Origin of the sequence: Burkholderia sp. Ed8 (assembly GCF_040761425.1) — a bacterium.
Classification (GTDB): Bacteria; Pseudomonadota; Gammaproteobacteria; order Burkholderiales; family Burkholderiaceae; genus Burkholderia; species Burkholderia seminalis.
This window is the reverse complement of sequence record NZ_CP142886.1, coordinates 3,585,310-3,610,975: the sequence shown is the minus strand read 5'-3', so window position 1 is coordinate 3,610,975 and position 25,666 is coordinate 3,585,310. Positions and strand designations below refer to the sequence as shown.

At 67.6% G+C, this 25,666-nt stretch carries 23 protein-coding genes and 7 tRNA genes; 20 read left to right on the top strand and 10 right to left on the bottom strand.

Annotated elements, in window-relative coordinates; all coding sequences use genetic code 11:
• Positions 1-60: 60 nt before the first annotated feature.
• On the bottom strand, positions 61-975 hold the full coding sequence (locus tag VXM69_RS30620; RefSeq protein WP_034188881.1) for a patatin-like phospholipase family protein: 915 nt from the start codon (positions 973-975) through the stop codon (positions 61-63).
• A gap of 279 nt (positions 976-1,254) precedes the next feature.
• Here VXM69_RS30620 and gltX point away from each other — a divergent pair, with 279 nt between their 5' ends.
• The 9 genes from gltX (at position 1,255) to VXM69_RS30575 (ending at position 4,444) form a co-directional block, all read left to right on the top strand.
• Positions 1,255-2,664 carry a glutamate--tRNA ligase gene (gltX, locus tag VXM69_RS30615; protein ID WP_034188880.1) on the top strand — a complete coding sequence of 470 codons (1,410 nt, stop codon included), beginning with the start codon at positions 1,255-1,257 and terminating at the stop codon, positions 2,662-2,664.
• A gap of 127 nt (positions 2,665-2,791) precedes the next feature.
• A tRNA-Ala gene (locus VXM69_RS30610) sits at positions 2,792-2,867 on the top strand.
• Positions 2,868-3,004: 137 nt separating this feature from the next.
• A tRNA-Glu gene (locus VXM69_RS30605) sits at positions 3,005-3,080 on the top strand.
• Positions 3,081-3,161: 81 nt separating this feature from the next.
• Positions 3,162-3,238 (top strand) — tRNA-Asp (locus VXM69_RS30600).
• Between the two features lie 63 nt (positions 3,239-3,301).
• Positions 3,302-3,377, top strand: a tRNA-Glu gene (locus VXM69_RS30595).
• 79 nt (positions 3,378-3,456) lie between these two features.
• Positions 3,457-3,533: transfer RNA gene (locus VXM69_RS30590), tRNA-Asp, on the top strand.
• 65 nt (positions 3,534-3,598) lie between these two features.
• Positions 3,599-3,674: transfer RNA gene (locus tag VXM69_RS30585), tRNA-Glu, on the top strand.
• A 73-nt stretch (positions 3,675-3,747) separates the two neighbouring features.
• Positions 3,748-3,824, top strand: a tRNA-Asp gene (locus VXM69_RS30580).
• Between the two features lie 155 nt (positions 3,825-3,979).
• Complete coding sequence (locus VXM69_RS30575) at positions 3,980-4,444, top strand: GNAT family N-acetyltransferase (RefSeq protein ID WP_034188879.1); 465 nt, start codon at positions 3,980-3,982, stop codon at positions 4,442-4,444.
• 23 nt (positions 4,445-4,467) lie between these two features.
• Here VXM69_RS30575 and VXM69_RS30570 read toward each other — a convergent pair whose 3' ends face one another.
• Entirely contained in the window at positions 4,468-5,346 is an 879-nt protein-coding gene (locus VXM69_RS30570; protein ID WP_034188878.1) for a helix-turn-helix domain-containing protein, read from the bottom strand.
• Positions 5,347-5,601: 255 nt separating this feature from the next.
• Between VXM69_RS30570 and VXM69_RS30565 the strand changes: the two genes are divergently transcribed.
• Positions 5,602-6,018 carry a gamma-glutamylcyclotransferase gene (locus tag VXM69_RS30565; protein ID WP_124610102.1) on the top strand — a complete coding sequence of 139 codons (417 nt, stop codon included), beginning with the start codon at positions 5,602-5,604 and terminating at the stop codon, positions 6,016-6,018.
• 123 nt (positions 6,019-6,141) lie between these two features.
• Here the strand turns inward: VXM69_RS30565 and aceB are convergent, their stop codons facing one another.
• Positions 6,142-7,734 (bottom strand): malate synthase A, encoded by a 1,593-nt coding sequence (gene aceB / locus VXM69_RS30560; protein WP_343727426.1) that lies wholly within the window; start codon positions 7,732-7,734, stop codon positions 6,142-6,144.
• 67 nt (positions 7,735-7,801) lie between these two features.
• Positions 7,802-8,563: a haloacid dehalogenase type II gene (locus VXM69_RS30555; protein WP_124610101.1), complete on the bottom strand. Its 762-nt coding sequence runs from the start codon at positions 8,561-8,563 to the stop codon at positions 7,802-7,804.
• Positions 8,564-8,717: 154 nt separating this feature from the next.
• Between VXM69_RS30555 and VXM69_RS30550 the strand changes: the two genes are divergently transcribed.
• Both VXM69_RS30550 and VXM69_RS30545 read left to right on the top strand, forming a co-directional pair.
• A complete protein-coding gene (locus VXM69_RS30550; RefSeq protein ID WP_034188875.1) occupies positions 8,718-9,653 on the top strand; it encodes a LysR family transcriptional regulator in 936 nt (311 codons plus the stop codon).
• A 129-nt stretch (positions 9,654-9,782) separates the two neighbouring features.
• On the top strand, positions 9,783-10,217 hold the full coding sequence (locus tag VXM69_RS30545) for a universal stress protein (protein ID WP_034188874.1): 435 nt from the start codon (positions 9,783-9,785) through the stop codon (positions 10,215-10,217).
• Between the two features lie 203 nt (positions 10,218-10,420).
• Here the strand turns inward: VXM69_RS30545 and aceA are convergent, their stop codons facing one another.
• The 3 genes from aceA to VXM69_RS30530 form a co-directional block, all read right to left on the bottom strand.
• Positions 10,421-11,728 (bottom strand): isocitrate lyase, encoded by a 1,308-nt coding sequence (gene aceA, locus VXM69_RS30540; RefSeq protein ID WP_124610100.1) that lies wholly within the window; start codon positions 11,726-11,728, stop codon positions 10,421-10,423.
• Between the two features lie 397 nt (positions 11,729-12,125).
• Positions 12,126-13,676 (bottom strand): DEAD/DEAH box helicase, encoded by a 1,551-nt coding sequence (locus tag VXM69_RS30535; protein ID WP_034188872.1) that lies wholly within the window; start codon positions 13,674-13,676, stop codon positions 12,126-12,128.
• A 361-nt stretch (positions 13,677-14,037) separates the two neighbouring features.
• Positions 14,038-14,307 carry an acyl-CoA-binding protein gene (locus VXM69_RS30530; RefSeq protein WP_034188871.1) on the bottom strand — a complete coding sequence of 90 codons (270 nt, stop codon included), beginning with the start codon at positions 14,305-14,307 and terminating at the stop codon, positions 14,038-14,040.
• A gap of 147 nt (positions 14,308-14,454) precedes the next feature.
• On the opposite strand from VXM69_RS30530, the gene tsaB reads away from it, so the two are divergent.
• The 4 genes from tsaB to VXM69_RS30510 are packed head-to-tail and all read left to right on the top strand — an operon-like array spanning position 14,455 to position 17,657.
• The gene (gene tsaB / locus VXM69_RS30525; RefSeq protein WP_367189719.1) at positions 14,455-15,222 is read left to right on the top strand and encodes a tRNA (adenosine(37)-N6)-threonylcarbamoyltransferase complex dimerization subunit type 1 TsaB; all 768 of its coding nucleotides are present in this window, start codon (positions 14,455-14,457) and stop codon (positions 15,220-15,222) included.
• Positions 15,219-15,719 (top strand): ribosomal protein S18-alanine N-acetyltransferase, encoded by a 501-nt coding sequence (gene rimI, locus VXM69_RS30520; protein ID WP_034188869.1) that lies wholly within the window; start codon positions 15,219-15,221, stop codon positions 15,717-15,719. Before tsaB ends, rimI begins: the two co-directional genes overlap by 4 nt.
• Positions 15,706-16,698, top strand: coding sequence for a uracil-DNA glycosylase family protein (locus VXM69_RS30515; protein WP_367189718.1), 993 nt, complete (start codon positions 15,706-15,708; stop codon positions 16,696-16,698). Before rimI ends, VXM69_RS30515 begins: the two co-directional genes overlap by 14 nt.
• Positions 16,695-17,657 (top strand): DUF1853 family protein, encoded by a 963-nt coding sequence (locus VXM69_RS30510; protein ID WP_226228366.1) that lies wholly within the window; start codon positions 16,695-16,697, stop codon positions 17,655-17,657. Before VXM69_RS30515 ends, VXM69_RS30510 begins: the two co-directional genes overlap by 4 nt.
• A gap of 18 nt (positions 17,658-17,675) precedes the next feature.
• Here VXM69_RS30510 and thiD read toward each other — a convergent pair whose 3' ends face one another.
• Together thiD and lplT are read right to left on the bottom strand one after the other, a co-directional pair.
• Positions 17,676-18,485 carry a bifunctional hydroxymethylpyrimidine kinase/phosphomethylpyrimidine kinase gene (gene thiD / locus VXM69_RS30505; RefSeq protein ID WP_034188866.1) on the bottom strand — a complete coding sequence of 270 codons (810 nt, stop codon included), beginning with the start codon at positions 18,483-18,485 and terminating at the stop codon, positions 17,676-17,678.
• A gap of 58 nt (positions 18,486-18,543) precedes the next feature.
• Positions 18,544-19,851, bottom strand: a complete 1,308-nt coding sequence (gene lplT / locus VXM69_RS30500) for a lysophospholipid transporter LplT (protein WP_034188865.1) — start codon at positions 19,849-19,851, stop codon at positions 18,544-18,546.
• Positions 19,852-20,069: 218 nt separating this feature from the next.
• Between lplT and alr the strand changes: the two genes are divergently transcribed.
• The 3 genes from alr (at position 20,070) to VXM69_RS30485 (ending at position 22,942) form a co-directional block, all read left to right on the top strand.
• Positions 20,070-21,140, top strand: coding sequence for an alanine racemase (gene alr / locus VXM69_RS30495; RefSeq protein WP_034188864.1), 1,071 nt, complete (start codon positions 20,070-20,072; stop codon positions 21,138-21,140).
• Between the two features lie 11 nt (positions 21,141-21,151).
• Positions 21,152-22,528 carry a DNA repair protein RadA gene (gene radA / locus VXM69_RS30490; RefSeq protein WP_367189717.1) on the top strand — a complete coding sequence of 459 codons (1,377 nt, stop codon included), beginning with the start codon at positions 21,152-21,154 and terminating at the stop codon, positions 22,526-22,528.
• Between the two features lie 147 nt (positions 22,529-22,675).
• Entirely contained in the window at positions 22,676-22,942 is a 267-nt protein-coding gene (locus VXM69_RS30485) for a DUF2866 domain-containing protein (RefSeq protein WP_034188862.1), read from the top strand.
• 146 nt (positions 22,943-23,088) lie between these two features.
• Here the strand turns inward: VXM69_RS30485 and VXM69_RS30480 are convergent, their stop codons facing one another.
• Complete coding sequence (locus tag VXM69_RS30480) at positions 23,089-25,020, bottom strand: ATP-binding cassette domain-containing protein (protein WP_034188861.1); 1,932 nt, start codon at positions 25,018-25,020, stop codon at positions 23,089-23,091.
• A 136-nt stretch (positions 25,021-25,156) separates the two neighbouring features.
• On the opposite strand from VXM69_RS30480, the gene VXM69_RS30475 reads away from it, so the two are divergent.
• Entirely contained in the window at positions 25,157-25,636 is a 480-nt protein-coding gene (locus VXM69_RS30475) for a glutathione peroxidase (protein ID WP_034188860.1), read from the top strand.
• Positions 25,637-25,666 lie beyond the last annotated feature (30 nt).

Genomic DNA, 25,666 nt, shown 5'->3' with positions numbered 1-25,666 from the left:
TGGTGGCGAGGCGGGTCGCGAGGCGGCGGCCCGGGCCGCCCGTTGCGGCGACAGCCGGGCTTACGCGGCAGCCACGCCGCGCGCGGCCGCGAGCTTGCGTTGCAGTTCCGGCATGATCCGCGCGACCGCTTCCTCGCCCGCGAGGATCGCCGCGTTGCGCTGGTTGAAGTCGCTGCCGCCCATCGCCGCGAGGTTCGGGCGGATCACGACGTCCGCGTACTTGTCGAGCTCGTAGGTCTTGATCGTCTGGCCCATGATCGTGAAGGTCTGCAGCAGCATCTCGATCGGGTTGTTGGTTGCCGCGCCGTCCGGCCGCGCCGAGATGTCGACCGCGATCACGAAGCTCGCGCCCATCTTGCGCGCGTACGACGCCGGCACCGGGCTCACGAGGCCGCCGTCGACATATTCGCGATTGCCGATCTTCACCGGTTCGAACACCGACGGCACGCTGCACGACGCGCGCACCGCGAGGCCCGTGTTGCCCTGCTGGAACAGGATCGGCTGGCCGCTCTGCAGATCCGTCGCGACGACGCCGAGCGGCTTCGCCATCTTCTCGATCGGCCGGTTGTTGAGCGTCTTGTTCAGGAAGTTCTGCAGCGCGACGCCTTGCAGCAGGCCGCGCGAGCGGAACGGCAGCGCCCAGTCGCTGATGGCCGCCTGGTCCATGTCGAGCGCGATCTTGTTGATCTGCAGCGCGCTCATGCCGGACGCATACAGCGCGCCGACCACCGATCCCGCGCTCGTGCCGGCGACGATCTCGACCGGGATGCCGCGCGCCTCGAGCGCCTTCAGCACACCGATGTGCGAGAAGCCGCGCGCGGCACCGCCGCCGAGCGCGATGCCGATCTTCACGGGCTTCTCCTGCGACTGGGCCGGGTTGGGGCGGGACTTGTCGCCGAATGACGTGCAGGCGGCGAGGCTGGCGGACGCGCAGGCGATCGTGAAGTGGCGGCGCGACAGGCGAGGGGACGACATCGAATGGTTCTCCGGCGGCTTGGCGGCGGGTTACACGGCCCGCGGCGGCGATAGGTTCCGAGCGGCCGCGCGGCAGGTTCCGGGCGGCCGGCGCCGCGCCGGCTGGCGGCCGCGGCGCGCACATCATAAAGCAAGCGGCGCGCTTGGCGCGATGTCCGGCGCGAGTATAATTCCGGCTTCTTTCCCGTTCCGGGCGTCGCCGGCTCCGTTGCTGTCCGGGCTGCCGCCGCCGTCCCGCGTCGAATCATTCATGCGCCCCAGGCGTTCGAGTTACCGTTTATGACCCGTCCTGTCCGTACCCGCTTCGCGCCGAGTCCCACCGGCTTCATTCACCTCGGCAACATCCGCTCCGCACTGTATCCGTGGGCATTCGCCCGCAAGATGAAGGGCACGTTCGTGCTGCGCATCGAGGATACCGACGTCGAGCGTTCGTCGCAGGAAGCGGTCGACGCGATCCTCGAGGGGATGCAATGGCTCGGCCTGGATTTCGACGAAGGCCCGATCTACCAGATGCAGCGGATGGACCGCTATCGCGAGGTGCTCGCGCAGATGCTCGAGAAGGGCCTCGCCTACCCGTGCTACATGTCGGCCGAGGAACTCGACGCGCTGCGTGAGCGCCAGCGCGAAGCCGGCCTGAAGCCGCGTTATGACGGCACGTGGCGTCCGGAGCCCGGCAAGGTGCTGCCGGAGCCGCCGGCCGGCGTGAAGCCCGTGCTGCGCTTCCGCAATCCGCTGACGGGCACGGTCGTGTGGGACGACGCGGTGAAGGGGCGTGTCGAGATCTCGAACGAGGAACTCGACGACCTCGTGATCGCGCGCCCGGACGGCACGCCGATCTACAACTTCTGCGTGGTGGTGGACGACATGGACATGGGCATCACGCACGTGATCCGTGGCGACGACCACGTGAACAACACGCCGCGCCAGATCAACATCCTGAATGCGCTCGGCGGCGAGCCGCCCGTCTACGCGCACCTGCCGACCGTGCTGAACGAGCAGGGCGAGAAGATGAGCAAGCGGCACGGCGCGATGAGCGTGATGGCGTACCGCGACGCGGGCTTCCTGCCGGAGGCGGTCGTCAACTATCTCGCACGCCTCGGCTGGTCGCACGGCGACGCCGAGATCTTCTCGCGCGAGCAGTTCGTCGAATGGTTCGATCTCGAGCATCTCGGCAAGTCGCCCGCGCAGTACGACCACAGCAAGCTGAGCTGGCTGAACGCGCATTACATCAAGGAAGCCGACAACGCGCGCCTTGCCGAACTCGCGAAGCCGTTCCTCGACGCGCTCGGCATCGACGACGCGGCGATCGCGACGGGTCCGGCGCTCGACGCGGTGGTCGGCCTGATGAAGGATCGCGCGACGACGGTCAAGGAGATCGCCGAAGGCGCGACGATGTTCTACCGGGTGCCGGCACCGGAAGCCGACGCACTTGCTCAGCACGTGACCGATGCGGTGCGCCCGGCGCTGGCCGATCTCGCCGCCGCGCTGAAGGCGGCCGACTGGACGAAGGAAGCGGTGTCGGCCGCGCTGAAGGCGACGCTTGCCACGCACAAGCTGAAGATGCCGCAGCTCGCGATGCCGGTGCGTCTGCTGGTGGCGGGCACGACGCATACGCCGTCGATCGATGCGGTGCTCGTGCTGTTCGGTCGCGACGTCGTGGTGTCGCGCATCGAGGCCGCGCTCGCCTGAGGTCGTGCGTCGACGAAGCTGTCCGCGTGCGGGTGCGCGGCAGCTTCGCAAAATATTTCGCGCGAATCGCAAAAAGGGTATTTACAAGTTCAAAGTAGGTCCATATAATCTCATTTCTGTTCTGCAAGGGGGTATAGCTCAGCTGGGAGAGCGCTTGCATGGCATGCAAGAGGTCAGCGGTTCGATCCCGCTTACCTCCACCAACAGAACAAGCTGAGTTGATTTGCGAAGCAGTGGTGGTAATAAATGCTTCACAAAATGATTCAAAGCAGTTAGAATTTCGGCCTTCGCTGTTGACCAGAAGTGAATAGCGAAAGTCAGACGGATCTGAAAAGATCATGTCCCCTTCGTCTAGAGGCCTAGGACATCACCCTTTCACGGTGAGTACAGGGGTTCGAATCCCCTAGGGGACGCCAGATTCAGCGGCGTTTCGTCGTAGAAGTGTCGCGAGGCTTGCAGGAACGTAACCGACGTCCTGCGGGTTGGGTAAGAAAGCTGGAGCGGTAGTTCAGTCGGTTAGAATACCGGCCTGTCACGCCGGGGGTCGCGGGTTCGAGTCCCGTCCGCTCCGCCAGAACGAAGCCCGTTCAAGACGTTTTTGAGCGGGCTTTTGTATTAAGGATGTAAGCAGTACGTTGTCCCCTTCGTCTAGAGGCCTAGGACATCACCCTTTCACGGTGAGTACAGGGGTTCGAATCCCCTAGGGGACGCCAGATTCAGCGGCGTTTCATCGAAGTGTCGCAACGCGTGCAGGAACGTGACGAGATCCTGCAGGCGGTGGTGCAGAAAGCTGGAGCGGTAGTTCAGTTGGTTAGAATACCGGCCTGTCACGCCGGGGGTCGCGGGTTCGAGCCCCGTCCGCTCCGCCAGAACGAAGCCCGTTCAAAGAACGTTTTTGAACGGGCTTTCTCGTTAAGGATGTAAGCAGTACGTTGTCCCCTTCGTCTAGAGGCCTAGGACATCACCCTTTCACGGTGAGTACAGGGGTTCGAATCCCCTAGGGGACGCCAGATTTCGGCGTCGTTCGAACAAACGATGCGCCGGCAGGAAGTAACCGACGCCTGCCAGGCAAGCAGCAAGACTGGAGCGGTAGTTCAGTCGGTTAGAATACCGGCCTGTCACGCCGGGGGTCGCGGGTTCGAGTCCCGTCCGCTCCGCCAAAAAATGAAGAAGCCCGCCTCGTGCGGGCTTTTTCATTTGCATCGTCGTCGCGCATATCGCCGGTCGCGCACCCGCCCACCGCTACGAGAAATTCGCGATTGCATCCGCGCGCGACTGCGCTATCGTGGCGGGATGCGTTCTTGACCCCTGCGTGATGCTCGACCCGACCGACCTGCGACTCCTGTATCAGCTCCGGCCCGCGGAACCCGGCGATTTCCCGTTCGCCGAAGCGCTGACGCACGGCAACATGGGCGGCTATTACAAGCGCCATGGACTCGTGTGGCGCAGCGACCTGTTCTACGCGAGCTGGCGTGAATCCGAGAACTTCATCCTCGAGGCCGACGGCGAGCGCATCGGCGTGCTGCGCGTGACCGAGGAAGGCGATTCGCTGCACATCCGCGACGTGCAGATCGCGGCCGGCCATCGCGGGCAGGGGGCCGGCACCTACATGCTCGACATGTCGCATCGCTGGGCGCGTGCGCGCGGGCTGCACGAACTGCAGCTGCGCGTGTTCGTCGACAATCCCGCCGCGCGCCTTTACCTGCGCATGGGCTACCGGGTCGCCGGGCCGCGGCTCTCGCAGCTGGGCTCGATCCGCCACATGGTGCGGCCGGTCTGAAGGTCCGGCGATGCGGCGCGCGGTCAGCGAGCCGCGTCGATCGCGTTGTCGTCGGGTGTTTCGTCTTCCGCGAGGCTGCCTTCCGCGCCGCGATGCTCGTAGCCGCGCAGCATGAACGCGCGCGGGCTTTGACCGAAGGCACGGCGGAACATCGCCGAGAACGCGCTCTGGCTCTGGTAGCCGAGTTCGCGCGCGATATGCGACAGCGGGCGCCCCTGGTTCAGCAGCGGGATCGCCCGCGCCAGCAGCGCCTGCTGGCGCCACTGCGAAAAGCTCACGCCCAGCTCCTGCTTGAAGAGCCGCGAAATCGTGCGTGTGCTCGCGCCGACCTCGCTCGCCCAGTGTTCGAGCGACTCCGCATGCGCCGGGTGCGCGAGCACCGATTCGCACAGCATGCGCAGACGCTTCTCGTCGGGCATCGGCACCGCGAGCGGCAGCGGTTCGGCGTGGCTCAGCTCGTCGAGCACGAGGCCGCACAGCAGCCGCTCGCGCGCGGCGCTCAGGTCGCGTGCGTCGAGCGCGACGATCAGCTCGCGCAGCAGCCCCGTCACCTCGACGACGCGGCACGCGTCGAGCCCGTCCGGCACGATCGACTCGTCGATATACAGCGTCCGCAGATAGGCCTCCTCGACGATCACGACCTCGTGCGTCACGTGCGGCGGCACCCAGATCGCGCGGGACGGCGGCACCATCCACGTCGTGCCGGTCGTCGCGACGCGCAGCACGCCGCGCGACGCATACGCGAGCTGCGCCCACGCGTGCGTATGCAGCGGGATGCGGCGGCCGGCGTCGACCTGCCGCGCGCGCACGCGCATCGGATGGACGGCGGTCGGCGCGAATTCGGGCGGAATGTCGATGACGTCGTACGGGTTCGATGCGTCGGCTTGGACGGGCGGATTCATGGGCGGTTCGGGCAGCGCGGCGGCGATGCCGTTATTTTAGAAGGCGCAGCGCGTGCGCATGCGGCGGTTTCCCGGGCGATCATGCCGTGTTCAAATGAACGTTGTGTGGGCGCCGGCGCTTCCCGGGCAGCGGGCCGCCGCTGCGAGCGCCGGCGGCTTCGAACCATCCGGCCGGTATCGCGGTCTATCGTGGCAGGCGCATTTTCATGTGAAGCGCGCGAACACGGCAATCACGAATCGAAGAGGAGAACCACGATGCGTTACGTATTCGTCTACGGCACCTTGCGTGCCGGACAAGCCAACGACATCGGCCATGCTGCCGCACGGCACGGAATCGCGGCGCCGACGCTGCTGGGCGCGGCCGCGCTGCCGGGCGAGCTGTACGATTTCGGCACGTATCCGGGGATGATCGCCGGGCCGGTGTCCGGCAAGTCGCTGGTCTGGGGCGATGTCTACGAGGTCGACGAGCGACTCGTCCCCGTGCTCGACGAGATCGAGCGCGTCTATCCGGGCGTCGACTCGCTGTTCAAGCCGGAAGAGGTGACCGTCGCGCTGGGCGGCCGGCAGTATGCATGCCTGTATTATCCGATCGCCGCGCATGCGGTCGCCGGGCGTCCGCGTATCGAATCGGGTGACTGGGTCCAGCACCGACGCGAGCAGGAAACCGCGTGAGCGTTCCGGCGGCAGCCGGATTCGCGTCAAATGAAAAAGCGCCCCGCGGGGCGCTTTTTTGCGGTCATCGCATGGGACGGGCGGCGACGCGTGGCAGGCCGCCGGTCGCTGCGTGTCGCGACGTCAGATTTCCTCGTACAGCGGCAGCGTCAGGAATTCGGTGAAGCCTTCCGACGTCGACATCTGTTCGAAGATGGCCGCGGCGCGCTCGTACGGCTGCGTGTTGCCGCCGACCGAGCGCTTGACGTTGTCGAGCTCGATCTTCGCGAATGCGCGCACGAGCTCGGCCGTGACCTTGCGGCCGTCGTCGAGCACGCCCTTCGGCGAGCGGATCCACTGCCACACCTGCGAGCGGGAGATCTCGGCCGTGGCCGCGTCTTCCATCAGGTTGTGGATCGGCACGCAGCCGTTGCCGTCGAGCCATGCACCGAGGTAGTGGATGCCGACGTTGATGTTGTTGCGCAAGCCGGCCTCGGTGATCGGCGCTTCCGGCTGGAAGTCGAGCAGGTTGCTGCCTTCGACCTGCACGTCGTCGCGCTGCTTCGCGATCTGGTTCGGCCGGTCGCCGAGCACCTTGACGAACTCTTCCATCGCGATCGGCACGAGGCCGGGGTGCGCCACCCAGCCGCCGTCGTAGCCGTCGGTCGCGTCGCGCTGCTTGTCCGAGCGCACGCCGCCCATCGCCTTGTCGTTCGCTTCCGGATCGTTCTTGATCGGGATCAGCGCGCTCATCCCGCCGATCGCCGGCGCGTTGCGCTTGTGGCAGGTCTTCAGCAGCAGCAGCGCGTACGCGCGCATGAACGGCACCGTCATCGTGATCTTCGAACGGTCCGCGAGGCAGAAGTCACGGTCGTTCTTGAATTTCTTGATCGCCGAGAAGATGTAGTCCCAGCGGCCGGCGTTCAGCCCCGAGCTGTGTTCGCGCAGTTCGTACAGGATCTCGTCCATCTCGAACGCGGCAAGGATCGTCTCGATCAGCACCGTCGCGCGGATCGTGCCGCGCGGCACGCCGACCGCTTCCTGCGCGGCGACGAAGATGTCGTTCCACAGGCGCGCCTCGAGATGGCTTTCCATCTTCGGCAGGTAGAAGTACGGGCCCGAGCCGCGCGCGATCAGTTCCTTCGCGTTGTGGAACAGGAACAGCGCGAAATCGAAGATGCCGCCGGACACGCGCTGGCCGTCGACCGTCACGTGCTTCTCGTCGAGGTGCCAGCCGCGCGGACGCACGATCAGCGTCGCGACCTTGTCGTTCAGCCGGTACGACTTGCCGTTCTGCTCGAGCGAGATCGTGCGGCGCACCGCGTCCTTCAGGTTGATCTGGCCGTCGATCTGGTTGGTCCAGCTCGGCGCATTCGAGTCCTCGAAGTCCGTCATGTACGAATCGGCGCCCGAGTTCAGCGCGTTGATGATCATCTTGCGCTCGACGGGCCCCGTGATCTCGACACGGCGGCATTGCAGGTCGGCCGGCAGCGGCGCGACCTTCCAGTCGCCTTCGCGGATCGACTTCGTTTCGGCCAGGAAGTCGGGGCGCTCGCCCGCGTCGAGGCGTTTGGTGCGCTCGACGCGCGCCTGCAGCAGCGTCTGGCGACGCGGTTCGAACGCGCGGTGCAGCGCGGCGACGAGTTCCAGTGCCGCGGGCGTCAGGATCGCTTCGTAACCCGGCTTGATTTCGCCGGTGATCGTCATGCCTTGCGGCAGCGTGATCGGGGTGCTCATGAGTCTCATCTCCTTGGTCGGTCAGTTGCGGTTTCGGTGAAGGGGGAAGGCGGCAGCGCCGCGAACGTCATGCGCCCGGGCCGGGGCGCGTGCGGTTTGCGGGCCTGCCGGACGGAGCCGGGGCGGCGAGGAAGGCGAGCAGATCGGCCATGCCGGTGCCCGTGCCGTCGGGCGGCGCGCCGAGTTCCTCGGCGGGCGCGCCCGTACGGTTGAGCCAGAACGTCGTGTAGCCGAACCAGACGGCACCGGCGACGTCCCACGCGTTCGACGACACGAACACGATGCCGCGCGGGTTCGACCCGAACGCGGCGGTGCCGAGCGCGTAGGCGGCCGGACTCGGCTTGTACGCACGCGCCGTGTCGGCCGACAGCACGCGATCGAACAGTCCGGACATGCCGGCGCTCTTGATCGCGATGTCGAGCATCTGCGGGGTGCCGTTCGACAGGATCCCGAGCGGCGGGCGCGGTTCGAGCGCGCGCAGCTTGCGCAGCGCGGGCACGGTGTCGGGATAGGTGGACAGGCACGCGTATTCGTCCATCAGCCGCTTCTCGGCCGCGCTGTTCAGCGCAAGCCCGAGCCGACGCGCGGCGAAGCGCAGCGCGTCGAGCGTGATGTCCCGGAACGGGCGATAGTGCGCACCGCCCGGATCGGCGAGCGTGCGCAGCTGCGAGTATTCGATTTGCTTGCGTCGCCACAGCTGCGACAACCGTTCCCCGTGTCCGGGAAACATCTGCTCCGCCGCGGCCAGGACCGCCCGGACGTCGAACAACGTGCCGAATGCGTCGAAGAGGATGGCGTCGGGAGAGGAGAGTGTCGTTGTGGCCGACATAGCCTTGCGCTCCAGTTTCAGAGGTCGGATCGATTCTATTCGTGATCGTATGGTCTAAAAAAGACGCTATTCATCACTTGATCTTTTACTTTCATATACCTAATCTTGAGCGGCTCAAGCTACTTGAAGGGCGGCGGTGCCGTCCTCGCGACTCATGGACCGGTTCAAGCAGATCGAAACGTTCGCCGCGGTCGCGGCGAAGGGCAGCCTGTCGGCGGCCGCGCACGCGGAAGGGGTCGCGCCGGCGATCATCGGCCGCCGCCTCGACGCGCTCGAGGAGCGGCTCGGCGTGAAGCTGCTGGTGCGCACCACGCGCAAGCTCACGCTGACGTTCGAGGGCTCGGCGTTCCTCGAGGATTGCCAGCGGATCATCAACGACATGCAGAACGCGGAGGCGAGCGTGTCGGCCGGCGGCGTCAAGGCGAGCGGCCACCTGCGGATTTCCGCGCCGGCCGGCTTCGGCCGGCGGCACGTCGCGCCGCTCGTGCCCGAATTCAGCGTCGGGCATCCGGACGTATCGGTCACGCTCGACTTGTCCGACCGGATGGTCGACCTCGTCAACGAGGGGTTCGATTGCGCGGTGCGGCTCGGCGAGCTGCCCGATTCGTCGCTCGTGTCGCTGAAGCTCGGCGAGAACCGCCGCGTCTGCGTCGCGTCTCCCGCCTATCTGGCGCGGCGCGGCACGCCGGTCACGCTCGCGGAGCTGGCACGGCACAACTGCCTCGCGCTCGCGGCGAACGCGAACCAGCAGCGCGGCTGGACGTTCCAGGAGGGCAACAAGGTCGTGTCGATCCGCGTGAACGGCACGATGGAATGCTCGGACGGCGCGGTGCTGCACGAGTGGTGCCTCGAAGGTTACGGCCTGGCATGGCGTTCGTGGTGGGAGGTCGGCGACGACATCGCGGCCGGCCGGCTCGTCAGCGTGCTCGACGCGTTTGCCGCGCCGCCGATCGGCATCCACGCGGTGTTTCCGCAGCGCCGTCATCTGCCGCTGCGCGTGCGCCTGTTTCTCGATTACCTGAAGCACACGTACGAGCAGCCCGGTTATTGGGGCGAGCAGGCGGCGCGCGCCCGCGCGTTTCCGATATGAGGGCGAACCCGCTGCCGGTGCCGGTCGAGCGATTTCGCGCACTACAATCGTAGGAGGCATCTCCGATGCGTCGCGGCCGGTCCCGCTGGGCTCGCGGCGCGCGGCGTGCGATTGACGAAGGAGGGCGCGATGTTCCGGCACATCCTCGTTCCAACCGACGGTTCCGAACTGTCGCAGAAGGCGATCGACGGCGCGATCGACCTGGCGCGCGCGGTCGGCGCGCGCGTGACGGCCTACGCGTGCCTGCCGCAGTACCCGTACTCGCCGTTTTCCGAAGTGATCATCGAACCGCCCGCGGATTTCCGCGCGCGCAGCGAGCGCGAGGCACGCGCGCATCTCGGCGAGGTCGAAGCGGCCGCGCGGGCGGCCGGTGTCGTCTGCGACACGTGGACGAGCGTGCATCCGTCGCCCTATCTCGGCATCATCGAGGCGGCCGAACGCGGCGGTTGCGACGTGATCTTCATGGCGTCCCACGGACGCCGCGGGCTCGGCAGCCTGCTGATCGGCAGCGAGACGCAGCGCGTGCTGACCCATACGAAAATTCCGGTGATCGTTTATCGGTAGGGCGGTGCCGCCCTCGGCCGGGCGGGCAGCGTCGCAAAAAGGGCGCGCCGGACGAAGCCGGCGCGCATCGTTGCAGGCGGCCCGCAGGCCGCGCGGCCGGTCGCGCGATTCGCATCGCGCGCCTGCCGTCTCCTCCCTGATTGTTGTCCGGTGGCCGGCGCCGCGCCGTGACGAGGCGCGCCCCGGCGCGGCGCTTGCGCGTGTTACGCGACCTTCTTGCCGTCGAAGAACTGTTCGTCCTCGGTCGAGCCGTGCAGCGCGGTCGTCGACGCTTCGCGCTCGACCGTCTGCGTCACCGCGTCGAAGTAGCCGGTGCCGACTTCGCGTTGATGCTTGACGGCCGTGAAGCCCTTGTCGGCGGCCGCGAACTCGGCCTGCTGCAATTCGACGAACGCGCTCATCTGCGTGCGGGCATAGCCGTGCGCGAGGTTGAACATCGAGTAGTTCAGCGCGTGGAAGCCGGCCAGCGTGATGAACTGGAACTTGTAGCCCATCGCACCGAGTTCCTTCTGGAACTTCGCGATCGTCGCGTCGTCGAGGTTCTTCTTCCAGTTGAACGACGGCGAGCAGTTGTACGACAGCAGCTTGCCCGGGAACTGCTTGTGGATCGCTTCCGCGAACTTCTTCGCGTACTCGAGATCCGGCTTGCCGGTTTCGCACCAGATCAGGTCGGCGTACGGCGCGTACGCGAGGCCGCGCGAGATCGCCTGCCCGAGGCCCGGCTTGGTGCGGAAGAAGCCCTCCACCGTGCGCTCGCCGGTCAGGAACGGCTTGTCGTTGTCGTCGACGTCGGACGTGATCAGGTCGGCCGCTTCCGCGTCGGTACGCGCGACCAGCACGGTCGGCGTGCCCATCACGTCGGCCGCGAGACGCGCGGCCGACAGCTTCGCGACGGCTTCGCGCGTCGGCACCAGCACCTTGCCGCCCATGTGGCCGCACTTCTTCACCGACGCGAGCTGGTCCTCGAAGTGGACGCCCGATGCGCCGGCCTCGATCATCGCCTTCATCAGCTCGAACGCGTTCAGCACGCCGCCGAAACCGGCTTCCGCGTCGGCGACGATCGGTGCGAAGAAGTCGACATAACCTTCGTCGCCCGGGTTCTTGCCTTCCGACCACTGGATCTGGTCGGCGCGCGTCAGCGTGTTGTTGATGCGCTTCACGACGAGCGGCACCGAGTTCGCCGGGTACAGCGACTGGTCCGGGTACATTTCTCCCGCGACGTTCGCATCGCCGGCCACTTGCCAGCCGGACAGGTAGATGGCCTTCAGGCCGGCCTTCACCTGCTGCATCGCCTGGTTGCCGGTCAGCGCGCCGAGCGCGTTGACGAACGGTTCGTTGTTGATGAGGCCCCACAGCTTTTCCGCGCCGCGCTTGGCCAGCGTGTGCTCGATCGGGACCGAGCCGCGCAGGCGGACGACGTCCTCCGCCGAGTAGCCGCGCTTGATGCCCTTCCAGCGCGGATCGGTTTCCCATTGCTTCTGCAGTTCCAGTGCCTGTTGCTGACGCGACATGATGAGCTCCTTGATGCGGTGTATTGCCGAATGCGCCGAATCTGACGGTCGTGATGCGGTTCGCGAAGCGGGGCGCGTGCCATTCCGTTTCGTGAAGTCTTGTATAAGAGTCTAGGCAAATCGGCAGGCGCGAAACAGGGGGCTTTCCACGGGATCGGGTAAATTTTTAACCGTTTTAAATCAACGATTTATATTTATCATTTCGAGATAAGAAATGCTTTTTCCCATCCCGCAATCGCACCGGTTGTGCCGTGCAACATGATTTTTTACGACGCAAAAAAATTTTTCGCATCGTGAAATGTCGAGCGAGGCGAAAAAAAACCGGCGCAGGTGCGCCGGTCGGCTGGACGGGTGGGGCCCATCCGTGGGGCGGCGGCGAGGCGCCGCCCGTGCGTGCTTACGACGCGGAGTTGCTGCGGCGCGGGCCGCCGCTGCGCTGGCCGTCGCGACGCGGGCCGCCGTCACGGCTGCCACCCGGCTTGCCGCTCCAGCCGCCGCCATTGCCGCCGCCGTAGCTGCGGCCGCCGCTGCCGTTGCCGGCGTAACCGCCGCCCGGCTTGCCGCCGAAGCGACGACCGCCGCCGTTACCGCCGCCCGGACGGCCGCGGCCGCCGGTGCCGCCGTTGCGCGGGGGCGCCTTGCGCGGCTCGAACCCTTCGATCACGTTGACCGGCAGCGGCGAGCGCACGAAGCGCTCGATGCGCTTGAGCGCGCCTTGCTCGGCGTGGTGCACGAGGCTCACTGCCGTGCCCGAACGGCCTGCGCGGCCGGTACGGCCGATACGGTGAACGTAATCTTCCGCGAACTTCGGCAGGTCGTAGTTGAACACGTGCGTGATGCCCGGGATGTCGATGCCGCGTGCCGCGACGTCGGTGGCCACCAGCACGCGCACGCGGCGCTCGCGCAGCGCACGGATCGTGCGGTTGCGCGCGCCCTGCGGCAGGTCGCCGTGCAGCGCGGCCGATTCGAAGCCTGCATCGGCAAGACGGCCGGCGAGCTGGTCGGCGTCGATCTTGGTCGCCGTGAAGATGATGGCCTGGTCGAGTGCGTCGTCGCGCAGCAGGTGATCGAGCAGGCGATCCTTGTGATCGCGGTCGTCGACGTAGTGCACGGTCTGCGCGATGTTGGCGCGCGACTCGAGGCGCTGCTGGATCTCGATGCGTTCCGGATCCTTCAGCAGGCGGCTCGTCAGCGAACCGATCTTGCCGTCGAGCGTGGCCGAGAACAGCATCGTCTGGCGCGACGCGGGCGTGGCGTCGACGATCGTTTCGATGTCTTCGATGAAGCCCATGTCGAGCATGCGGTCGGCTTCGTCGAGCACGAGCATCTTCAGTTCGGACAGGTCGATACGGCCGCGCTCGAGGTGATCGAGCAGACGGCCCGGCGTGGCGACCAGGATTTCCGGGTTCTTCGCGAGCAGCATCAGCTGCTGGCCGTAGGCGACGCCGCCGAGGATGCTGACCGTGCGCAGGCGCTTCAGGTGCTTGCCGTACGTCGATGCGGCCGTGGTGACCTGCATCGCGAGTTCGCGGGTCGGCGTCAGCACGAGCAGGCCCGGGCGCGCGACGGGTTGCGGGCGGCGCGCACGGCGGTCGCCCTGGTTCGGTTCACGCGGCGCGCGCGGTTGCTGCGCCAGCGTCTTCTGGAGCTGCGCGAAACGTTCGATCGCGGGCAGCATGAATGCGGCGGTCTTGCCCGAACCGGTCGGGCTCGACACCAGCAGGTCGCGGCCGGCGATGCCGGCCGGAATCGCGCGCTGCTGGACCGGCGTCGGCTTCACGTAGCCGGCGGCCTGCAGCGCGGAGACGATCTCCGGCGACAACCCGAGCGACGCGAAGCTCGGCTCGTCCGACGCCGGTTCGACCGCGGCCGGTGCGGCGGCGTCGTCGAGACCGAGCGCCTGGTCGGCGATCGCGTTGAGCGGGCTGGAGTTGATGCTCGAAGTCATAACAATCCTTGAAACACAGTGGGTGAAACGTCGGCGCCAATCGCGCATACCCAAGTCGTCGGATTCAGCGAGCAAATCGGGAAACGGGTGCAATCCGCCGAACCGTCGGCGGATGAGGCATTAGAAGCTGTTTTGGGTGCGGCGCGCTTCAGGAGCGGGGCCGCCAGCCTGATAAGTGACGACCGCGAAGGTCGAAGCAGGAGGGGACAGGTTCTAAACCGGATTGGAGCTTAACGCTACGAGGCGTCTGGCCGGAACGGCTTGCGAGCCGAGCGCGGGAGGTGACGCAGCCAGCATTATAAAGATATTTGCTGCGCTGCGCCACTGATTTGATTGCCTATTGCGGCGGCGGGCGATCCGCTCAGGAAGCCGTGCCGTTTTTCAGCGATTCGACGAGTTCGACGTACTGCTGCTTTGCCGCATCCGGCGACGTGCCCTTCAGCGCGTCCCACGCGTCGTACTTGTATTTGCCCACGATGTCGGTGAAGCCCGGCTTGTCGCCATGCGCATCGCCGTCGGTGGCCTGCTTGAACAGCGCGTAGAGGCGCAGCAGGGTCAGGTTGCCCGGGCGTTCGGTCAGTTGCTTGACGTCGATCTGGGCCTGGTCGAATTGGGCGGCGAGTTCGCTCATCGGGTGTCTCCGTAAGGGTTTCAGATCGGGCGATCTTAACAAGCGGACCGCCGCGCGGGGTCGAGCGATCCTTCCAAACCGCCGCCGCTGCCGCGTATGCGCACGGATCGGTCCCGATCGCCCGTGGGAGCGGGGCGCCGCATTACAATGTCGGCCATGACGCAAACAGTGCTCCTCGCCATCGATACGTCGACCGAATACTGCTCGGTCGCGCTGCTGCGCTCGGCCCATGCCGATGACGCCGTTTCCTCCCCGCAAACCTGGGTCCGCCACGAACCGACGGGCGCCGTGTCGAGCACGCGCGTGCTGCCGGCGATCCAGGAACTCTTCGCCGAATCGGGGCTGACGCTCGCCGATTGCGACGCGATCGCGTTCGGCGCGGGCCCCGGCTCGTTCACGGGCCTGCGCACCGCGACCGGCATCACGCAAGGCCTCGCGTTCGGCGGCGGGCTGCCGGTCGTGCCGATCGGCACGCTGCTCGCGTGCGCCGAGCACGCGCGGCTGCGCCCACCCGGCACGACCCGCGTGCTGGCCGCGCTGGATGCGCGGATGGATGAGGCCTACTGGGCCGATTTCGAATGGGACGCCGCCGCCGGCGACTGGCGCACGCTGCATCCGGCTTCGCTCGATGCGCCGGGTGCCGTCGGTGTGCCCGACGTGCCGTTCACGCTCGCGGGCAACGCGGCCGCCGCGTTCGGCGCGCAGTTGCCGGCCGCGGCGCGTGCGGCCGTGATCGACGGCGACGCGATGCCGCATGCGCTGGCCGTCGCGCATGCCGCGCTGCGCGCCTTCCGCGCCGGGCGGGTGGTGCCGGCCGATCAGGCCGCGCCGGAATACGTGCGTGACAAGGTCGCGCAGACGACCGCCGAGCGCGTCGCGGCACGGGCCGCGCAGACGGGCGGAGCGAAGGGATGACAGGGGTTTTGCTGAGCGACCGCTATCTCACGCCGATGACGGACGCCGATCTCGACGAGGTCGTCGCGATCGAGCACGTCGCGTACGAATTCCCGTGGAGCCGCGGCAACTTCGAGGATTCGTTGCGCAACGGCTACCTGGGCGTGTGCCTGCGGCACGTGACGGGGACGCTCGTCGGCTATTGCGTGCTGATGCCCGTGATCGACGAGATGCACCTGCTGAACCTGTGCGTCGCGCCGGCCGCGCAGCACGCGGGCGCGGGCCTTGCGCTGCTGCGCGAGGCCGTGCGCATTGCGCGCGCGGAGCGGCTCGACGGGGTGCTGCTCGAGGTGCGGCCGTCCAATCCGCGTGCGATTCATCTGTACGAACGGTTCGGCTTCGTGACGATCGGCCGCCGCAAGAACTACTATCCGGCGAAGCATCGCAGCCGGGAGGACGCGATCGTGATGCGTCTGACGCTGAACAAGGACGAGGGGAACGCGCATGGCATGGGCTGAAGCGGCGCTCGAGGAACTGGGCCTCGCGCAGATCTGGGTGCGACGCGGGCAGCGCGCGGATAACGGTGCGGCGGCCGAAGCGCCTGTTCTTGCGCAAGCCGGGGCGGACGACGGGGTGTCCGCCGCCGCGGCCGAGCGGCCGGGACGCACGGCGCGCCCGCCGGTACAAGACGATGCGTCGCCTGCAGCGGTAAGCGCAGACGATGCTGCACCGGCGCGCCGTGTTGCCGCGGGCGATCGCGCGCCCGCGCCGGTTGCCTCGGCCGACACGATCCCGCCGATGGACGACGTGCCGCCCGCCGGCGCCGACGATTTCGCGTGGTTCGACGCGGCGCCGCCGGGCGATCCCGCGCCGGTGGCCGAAGCGCGTCCCGCCGGCCCGCCGGTCGCCGCCCTCGACTGGGAGGCGCTGGCCGCGCGCGTGGCCGACTGCACGCTGTGCCGGCTGTGCGAGAAGCGGACCAACACGGTGTTCGGCGTCGGCGACCGCGAAGCCGACTGGATGCTGATCGGTGAAGCGCCGGGCGAAAACGAGGACAAGCAGGGCGAGCCGTTCGTCGGCCAGGCCGGCAAGCTGCTCGACAACATGCTGCAGTCGCTGTCCCTCAAGCGTGGCGACAACGTGTACATCGCGAACGTGATCAAGTGCCGCCCGCCCGGCAACCGCAACCCGGAGCCGGACGAGGTCGCCAGCTGCGAGCCTTATCTGCAGCGCCAGGTCGCGCTCGTGAAGCCGAAGCTGATCGTCGCGCTCGGCCGTTTCGCCGCGCAGACGCTGCTGAAGACGGACGCGAGCATCGCGTCGCTGCGCGGCCGCGTGCATGCCTACGAAGGCGTGCCGGTGATCGTCACCTATCACCCGGCGTACCTGTTGCGCAGCCTGCAGGACAAGTCGAAGGCGTGGGCCGACCTGTGCCTTGCGCGCGACACGTTCCAGCGTACGGAAGGCGCCGACGCGAGCGGGCCGGCCGGGCAATGACGACCGGCGCGGCGTACGCATTCGTCGATACGCTGCGCGATACCGCGGTTCGCGATCTCGGCTGGCTGCTGGCCAGCCCGAGCCTGCTGACCGCGGTGCCGGGCGCGCCGCTTGCGCGGCCGTGGCCGGATGCGGCCGGGCGAGCGGCCGTCGAAGCGTGGCTCGCCGCGCTCGATGCGCAGCCCGAGCCGCTGCATCGCGCGCTCGATGGGTTCCGGCCGACCCGGCTCGGTCGTTACGCGGAATGCCTGCTCGAATATTTCCTCACGCACGGCCCGTCGCTGCGGCTGGTCGCGGCCAATCTCCCGCTGCGCAGCAACGGCAGGACGCTCGGCGAAGTCGATTTCCTCGTCGACGCGCCGGACGGGCAGCGCCTGCATTGGGAACTCGCGGTGAAGTGCTATCTGTGCGCACCGGTGCACGATGGCGCGACGCTCGCCGATTTCGTCGGCCCCAATCTCGTCGACCGGTTCGACCGCAAGCGCGGCCGGTTGCTCGATCACCAGTTGCGGCTCGGCGAACACGACGGGTTCGCGCGGCTCGGCTATGGCGCGCCGTCCGACGCGCAGATGTTCATCAAGGGCTGGCTGTTCTATCCGCACGGCGCGCCGTTGCCGCCGGTTTCAGCGGAAATCGCGCCGGATCATCCGCGTGGATTCTGGCTGACGCACGCGCAGTGGCGGGCGTGGGCGGCCGCGCAGCGTGCCGGTCTCGCGTGGAGTGTATTGCCGCGGCTGGCGTGGCTCGCGCCGCGGCGGGTTGCCGCCGATGCCGGCTTCGAACCCGAACCGCTGGCGGCGCCCCTGGAACTGCCGCCCGTGCTGACGCGCGAGGCGCCCTCATTGATCGGCATCCATGAAAAGGGCAGCGACGGCACGTGGCGCGAAACGGCGCGCGGCTTCGTCGTGCCCGACGACTGGCCGGCGCGTGCGCGGGCGTTCGCCGCGCAGGATCACTGACGCCGCGTCAGCGGGCGCTTACCACCAGCGATGAAAGTGATGGACGGGGCCGACGCCGCGGCCGACGTCGAGGTGCCCGCTCGCGGCGATCGCGCCGGTCAGGTAGGCCTTGGCTTCACGCACCGCGCCTTCGAGGTCGGGCTGCTGCGGCAGCAGTGCGGCGATCGCCGACGACAGCGTGCAGCCGGTGCCGTGCGTGTTGCTGACCGGCACGCGCGCGCCGTCGAGCCGCACGGTGCGCGCCGCCTCGACGAGCCAGTCGGGGCTCGCGGACGCGTCGGGCAGGTGACCGCCTTTCATCAGCACCGCGCGCGCGCCCGTTTGCAGCAACGCGTGGCCTTGCCGGACCATGTCGTCCTCGGTGGTGGCGGGCGCATCGCCCAGCAGCGCGGCCGCTTCGGGCAGGTTCGGCGTGACGACCGTCGCGAGCGGCAGCAGCGCGTCGCGCAGCGCATCGACTGCATCGGGCGCGAGCAGCGCGTGCGAACTCTTCGAGATCATCACCGTGTCGAGCACGACGAAGCGCGGCGCGTAACGCCGCAGCGCGTCGGCGACCGCGTGGACGATCGCCGCGTTCGCGAGCATGCCGATCTTGACCGCATCGATGCGGATGTCGTCGAACACCGCGTCGAGCTGCGCGGTGACGAATGCGGCGTCCGGCGCGTGTACCCCCGTCACGCCGCGCGTGTTCTGCGCGGTCAGCGCGGTGATCACGCTCGCGCCGTACGCGCCGAGCGCGGAAAAGGTCTTCAGGTCGGCCTGGATGCCTGCGCCGCCGCCCGAATCGGAGCCGGCGATCGTCAGGAGGTTGGGTATCGGTTGCGTCATGAGGGCAGCGCGCCGGTTCGAAGACCGGTGCCGGCGGACGGAAACGGGAAGTGTAGCGTCAGTGCCGCGATTCGCCGATCAGCGCGACCGAGTCGAACTGACGCTGGTTCGCCTGGTGGCGGCGCATCACGAGCCACATCGTCAGGCAGACGAACGTGCCGAACAGCACGATCACGACGCCGACCGGCACGTCGAGCCACACGAGTACCGCGTACAGGCACAGCATCACGAGCACCGACAGGTTCTCGTTGAAGTTCTGCACCGCGATCGAGTGGCCGGCCGACAGCAGCACGTGGCCGCGATGCTGCAGCAGCGCGTTCATCGGCACGACGAAGTAGCCCGACAGCGCGCCGACGCCGATCAGGAAGAGATACGCGATGATCAGGTAGACGGGCATGCGCAGGTGGCCGACGTGCACGGCCCAGTGCGCCGGGAACAGGTCGCGCGTGTAGAACGCCATCAGCATCACCGCGATGCCCATGATGATGCCGACGGGCAGCACGGTCAGCGACTTCTTCAGCGGGATCCGGGCGGCGGCGGCGATCGCGCCGGCCGCGACGCCGACCGCGACCACGGCCTGCAGGATCGCGCCTTCCGACAGCGACATGCCGAGCGATACCTCGGCCCACTTCAGCACGATGAACTGCAGCGTCGCGCCCGCGCCCCAGAACAGCGTCGTGACGGCCAGCGAGATCTGCCCGAGCTTGTCGCGCCACAGCACCATGAAGCAGTCGGCGAAATCCGTGAGGAGCTTGACCGGGCCGCGTTCCTGCTTCGGGTAGCGGGCGCCCGTGTCGGGAATGCGCAGGTTGAACAGCGCGGCGACCACGTAGATCGCCATGATGATCGCCATCGCCGCTTCGGCGGGCGTGCCGATCCAGGCGGGCGTGTGCGCGATCACGTGCGAGGCGATGTGCGGGCTGATCAGCGCGCCGCCGAGCACGGTGCCGAGGATGATCGAGCTGACGGTCGTGCCTTCGATCCAGCCGTTCGCGGCGACCAGCCGGTCGGCCGGCAGCAGCTCGGTGAGAATCCCGTATTTGGCGGGCGAGTAGGCGGCCGCGCCGAAGCCGACGATCCCGTACGCGATCAGCGGATGGGCGCCGAGCAGCATGATCAGGCAGCCGATCACCTTGATCGAGTTCGTGATGAACATCACGCGGCCCTTCGGGCGCGAATCCGCGAACGCACCGACATACGCCGCCAGCACCACGTACGACAACACGAAGAACAGCTTCAGCAGCGGTGTCATCCAGTTGGGGGCGTGGAGGTCTTTCAGCAGGGCGATGGCGGCGATGAGGAGCGCATTGTCGGCCAGCGACGAGAAAAACTGCGCGGCCATGATGGTGTAAAAACCTTTTTTCATCTGATGCGATGCTTTCGTCGCTGCGGCAGGGCCGCGTAGGCCGCCTGGTATGCGATCGGCTTATTCCGTTCGAAATGGGTTGTGCGCACGGCTTTATAACATGAAAATACGCCAATTCGGACTAGCAAGATTCCCCGATCGTTCCGCAAATTGTCGGCTTCGGTGCTCAAAAGGCGCGGTAAGCTGATGATTCGCAAGCGTCTTTACGTAAATTTCCCATGCCGCGCCCGATCTCCGCCACCATCCACACCGCCGCTCTCGCGAACAATCTCTCCGTCGTCCGTCGATTTGCCGGCCCGTCCAAGGTCTGGGCGGTCGTCAAGGCCAACGCTTACGGGCACGGTCTCGCCCGCGTGTTTCCGGGCCTGCGCGGCACCGACGGCTTCGGGCTGCTCGACCTCGACGAAGCCGTGAAGCTGCGCGAGCTCGGCTGGGCCGGCCCGATCCTGCTGCTCGAAGGCTTCTTCCGGTCGACCGACATCGACGTGATCGACCGCTACAGCCTGACCACGACCGTCCACAACGACGAGCAGATGCGGATGCTGGAAACGGCGCGGCTGTCGAAGCCCGTCAACGTGCAGCTCAAGATGAACAGCGGGATGAACCGGCTCGGCTACGTGCCGGAAAAATATCGTGCGGCGTGGGAGCGTGCCCGGGCGTGTCCCGGCATCGGCCAGATCACGTTGATGACCCATTTTTCGGATGCGGACAACGAGCGCGGCGTCGCCGAGCAGCTCGCGACCTTCGAGCGCGGCGCGGAGAGCATCGCCGGCGCGCGCAGCCTCGCGAATTCGGCGGCCGTGCTGTGGCATCCGGATACGCACTTCGACTGGGTGCGGCCGGGGATCGTGCTGTACGGCGCGTCGCCGTCCGGGCTGTCGTCCGATATCGCCGACACCGGGCTGAAGCCCGCGATGACGCTCGCGTCCGAGCTGATCGCCGTGCAGACGATCGCGAAGGGCCAGGCGATCGGTTATGGCTCGACCTTCTCCGCGCAGGCGCAGATGCGGATCGGCGTCGTCGCGTGCGGTTACGCGGACGGCTATCCGCGCGTCGCGCCCGAAGGCACGCCGGTGATCGTCGACGGCATCCGCACGCGGATCGTCGGCCGCGTGTCGATGGACATGATTACGGTCGACCTGACCCCGTGCCCGCAGGCCGGCGTCGGCGCGCGTGTCGAGCTGTGGGGCAACGCGCTGCCGATCGACGACGTCGCGCGCCATTGCGGGACGATCGGTTACGAGCTGATGTGCGCGGTCGCCGGCCGCGTGCCCGTGCGAGCGGAATAAGGGCGTCGCGCGTGGCCAAACAGAAAACCGTTTATGTCTGCAGCGAGTGCGGCGGACAGACCCCGAAGTGGCAGGGCCAGTGCCCGTCGTGCCAGGCCTGGAACACGCTCGTCGAATCGGTCGCCGAATCGCCGGCTGCCCATCGTTTCCAGTCGCTCGCGAAGCGGGCGCCCGTGCAGCGTCTCGTCGATATCGAAGCGGCCGACGTGCCGCGCTTCTCGACCGGCATCGGCGAATTCGACCGTGTACTTGGCGGCGGGCTGGTCCCGGGCGGTGTCGTCCTGATCGGCGGCGATCCCGGCATCGGCAAGTCGACGCTGCTGCTGCAGTCGCTCGCGGATATCGCGAGCGAGCGGCGCGCGCTTTATATCAGCGGCGAGGAGTCGGCCGCGCAGATCGCGCTGCGCGCGCAACGGCTTGCGCTGCTCGACGGCGGCACGCCGGCCGACGAGCTGAAGCTGCTCGCCGAGATCCAGCTCGAGAAGATCCAGGCCGCGATCGATACGGAACGGCCGGACGTGGCCGTGATCGACTCGATCCAGACCGTCTATTCGGAAGCGCTCACGTCGGCGCCGGGCTCGGTCGCGCAGGTGCGCGAGTGCGCGGCGCAGCTCACGCGCATCGCGAAACAGTCGGGCACCGCGATCATCATGGTCGGTCACGTGACGAAGGAAGGCAACCTGGCCGGCCCGCGCGTGCTCGAACACATCGTCGACACCGTGCTGTACTTCGAAGGCGATACGCACTCGTCGTTCCGGCTCGTGCGCGCGTTCAAGAACCGCTTCGGCGCGGTCAACGAACTCGGCGTGTTCGCGATGACCGAGCGCGGGCTGCGCGGCGTCGCGAATCCGTCCGCGCTGTTCCTGTCGCAGCACGAGCAGGTCGTGCCCGGCTCGTGCGTGCTCGTCACGCAGGAAGGCACGCGGCCGCTGCTCGTCGAAGTCCAGGCGCTCGTCGATACCGCGCACGTGCCGAACCCGCGACGGCTCGCGGTCGGCCTCGAGCAGAACCGGCTCGCGATGCTGCTCGCGGTGCTGCACCGGCATGCGGGCATCGCGTGCTTCGACCAGGACGTGTTCCTCAATGCGGTGGGCGGCGTGAAGATCACCGAGCCGGCGGCCGACCTCGCGGTGCTGCTCGCGATCCATTCGTCGATGCGCAACAAGGCGCTGCCGAAGGGGCTGATCGTGTTCGGCGAAGTGGGGCTGGCGGGCGAGATCCGGCCGTCGCCGCGCGGGCAGGAGCGGCTGCGCGAGGCCGCGAAGCTCGGTTTCACGTCCGCGCTGATCCCGAAGGCGAATGCGCCGAAGCAGCCGATCGAAGGGCTGAACGTGATGGCCGTCGATCGCCTCGAGCAGGCGATCGACCGCGTGCGCGATCTCGAGTGACCGGCCGGGCAGGCATGCGGGCCGGGCATGCCCGGCGATCTGGCGCGTAATTCGTTGTAAAGAATATGTAGGCTCCTGTAACCCGCCGGACATCGCTTTTCCCTATCCTTTGCCGGGTTGTCGAACCGCGCAATGCGAAGGGAACCTATGTTGAAATCGTATGGTGAAGCGCCGGGCGGACGCCTTTACAACCTGCGCGGCTGCCGCGTGTCGGAGCCGATTCGCCAGCCGTGGGGCGGCGGATGCCGGATCGTCGAATGGATCGACGACGAAGGGCGCCTCGCGCGCAAGGTCGTGTCCGAGGACGTGACGGAAGCGGAAGTCGCTGCCGCGATCCGGCGGCCGACCGAAGGGCGCCGATACCTGATGAGTGACGACGAGCAGATGCCGCGCGATACGTTGCCGCGGCGCTGAGCCGGTGGCGCGGCGAACCGCCGGGCTGCGGCAATCCAGTCTGCAAGGCCGGGCCGGTGCGTCCGGCCTTGTCGTATCCGGGGTCGGAGCGTGCCCGGCGACGTGTCGAATCGCCCCCGGGGCAGCCGGCGCGCCGCGCGCGTGTATCAGCCGATCTGCTCGAGTTCTTCCTGTGCGGCGAGCCAGTCGGCCTCGACCGTTTCGAGACGCGTGTTGACGTCGCCGAGCTTGCGGATCGCGTCGGTCAGCGCCGTCTTGCGCTCGGCCTCGTAGCTGGCCGGATCGGCGACGAACGCGTCGAGCCGCGCCTTCTCCGCGTGCAGCGTCTCCATTTCCTTTTCGAGCTTCGTGATGCGCGTCTGCAGCGGCTTTTTCAGCACCGACAGGCGTTGCCGTTCCTCGGCGGCCTGCCGCTTCTGGTCCTTGCGGGTGGCCGCGGCACCGGCGCCCGGCGAAGCCGCGCTATCGGCCTTCGCGGCCGCGCGTTGCTCGGCCGCGTGCTGCAGCAGCCAGTCGCGGTAGTCGTCGAGGTCGCCGTCGAACGGTTGCAGCCGGTGCTTCGCGACCAGCATGAACTGGTCGGTCGTCGCGCGCAGCAGGTGGCGGTCGTGCGACACGAGGATCAGCGTGCCTTCGAACTGCGCGAGCGCCATCGTCAGCGCGTGGCGCGTTTCGAGGTCGAGGTGGTTCGTCGGTTCGTCGAGCAGCAACAGGTTCGGCTTCTGCCAGATGATCAGCGCCAGCGCGAGGCGCGCCTTTTCGCCGCCGGAGAACGGGCCGACCGGGCTCGTCGCCATGTCGCCCGAGAAATTGAAGCCGCCGAGGAAGTCCCGCAGTTCCTGCTCGCGCGTGTCGGGCGCGAGCCGCGCCAGATGGGCGAGCGGCGAATCGTCCTCGCGCAGCGTTTCGAGCTGGTGCTGCGCGAAATAGCCGATCGTCAGGCCCTTGCCGTCGCGGACATGCCCCGACAGCGGCGCGAGCGTGCCGGCCAGCGTCTTGATCAGCGTCGACTTGCCCTGGCCGTTCGCGCCGAGCAGGCCGATGCGCTGCCCGTTCTGGATCGACAGCGCGACGCGCTCGACGATCGGGATGTCTGCGCCGTCGTCGGCATGGTAGCCGCAGCGGACGTCTTCCATCACCATCATCGGGTTCGGCGCGGCGTCGGGCGTGCGGAATTCGAACGTGAACGGCGACGCGATGTGCGCGGGCGCGATCAGCTCCATCTTCTCGAGCGCCTTCATCCGGCTCTGCGCCTGCTTGGCCTTGGTCGCCTTGGCCTTGAAGCGGTCGACGAAGCTCTGCAGGTGTTCGATCGTCTTCTGCTGCTTTTCGTATGCGCTTTGCTGCAGCGCCAGTTGTTGCGCGCGCAGCACTTCGAACTGCGAGTAGTTGCCGCCGTAGCGCTTCACCTGGCGGTTTTCCAGATGCAGCGTGACGTTGCAGATCGAATCGAGGAACTCGCGGTCGTGCGAAATCACGACGAGCGTGCCGGGGTAGCGGTGCAGCCAGTCTTCGAGCCAGACGATCGCGTCGAGGTCGAGGTGGTTCGTCGGTTCGTCGAGCAGCAGGAGATCGGAACGGCACATCAGCGCCTGCGCGAGGTTCAGGCGCATGCGCCAGCCGCCGGAGAAGCTCGCGACGGATTCGCGCGTCTGCGCGAGCGTGAAGCCGAGGCCGAGCAGCAGCGCTTCGGCGCGGGCCGGCGCGGTGTAGCCGTCGGCGTCGGCGAACGCCGCGTGCGCGTCGGCTTCCGCCGCCCCGTCATGCGCGGCGGAGGCAGCGGCGATGCGCGCTTCGATCTCGCGCAGTGCGGCGTCGCCGTCGAGCGTGTAGTCGAGCGCCGAGCGGTCGACGGCGGGCGTTTCCTGCGACACATGGGCGATTCGCCACGACGGCGGCATCGAGAAATCGCCGCCGTCCGAGTGCAGCTCGCCGCGCAGGACCGCGAACAGCGTCGACTTGCCGGCGCCGTTCGCGCCGATCAGGCCGGCTTTCTCGCCGGGATTGAGCACGAACGAGGTCGACTCGAACAGCGGCTTGGTGCCGCGCGCAAGACTGAACTGATTGAAACGGATCACGGCGGAAATAACTGGCCAAAACCGCTATTCTAGACTGCGCGCCGCGCTCGCCGGGCATCGGCCGCTCGGCGAATGCCGCAACCGCGCAATTTCGCCTAGACTCCACGTCGATCCGGTTTCGTAAAAGGAGTGCCCGATGTCCACCCTGTATTCGTTCAGCGCAGAGACGCTCGCCGGCGCGCCGGCCCCGCTCGACGCGTATCGCGGCAAGGTGCTGCTGATCGTCAACACCGCGAGCGAGTGCGGTTTCACGCCGCAGTACGCGGGCCTGCAGAAGCTGTACGACCAGTACGCGGCGCGCGGCTTCTTCGTGCTCGGTTTCCCGTGCAACCAGTTCGGCAAGCAGGAGCCGGGCGACGCCGCGCAGATCGGCGCGTTCTGCGAGCGCAACTACGGCGTCACGTTCCCGATGTTCGCGAAGATCGACGTGAAGGGCGATCACGCGCATCCGCTGTACCGCTACCTGACCGACGAGGCGCCGGGCATTCTCGGCCTCAAGGCGATCAAGTGGAATTTCACGAAGTTCCTGGTCGATCGCGACGGGCGCATCGTCAAGCGCTACGCGCCGTCGACGAAGCCCGAGGAAATCGCCGCCGACATCGACAAGCTGCTGTGAGGGCGGCGGCCGGGAGGCTCCGATGTTGCC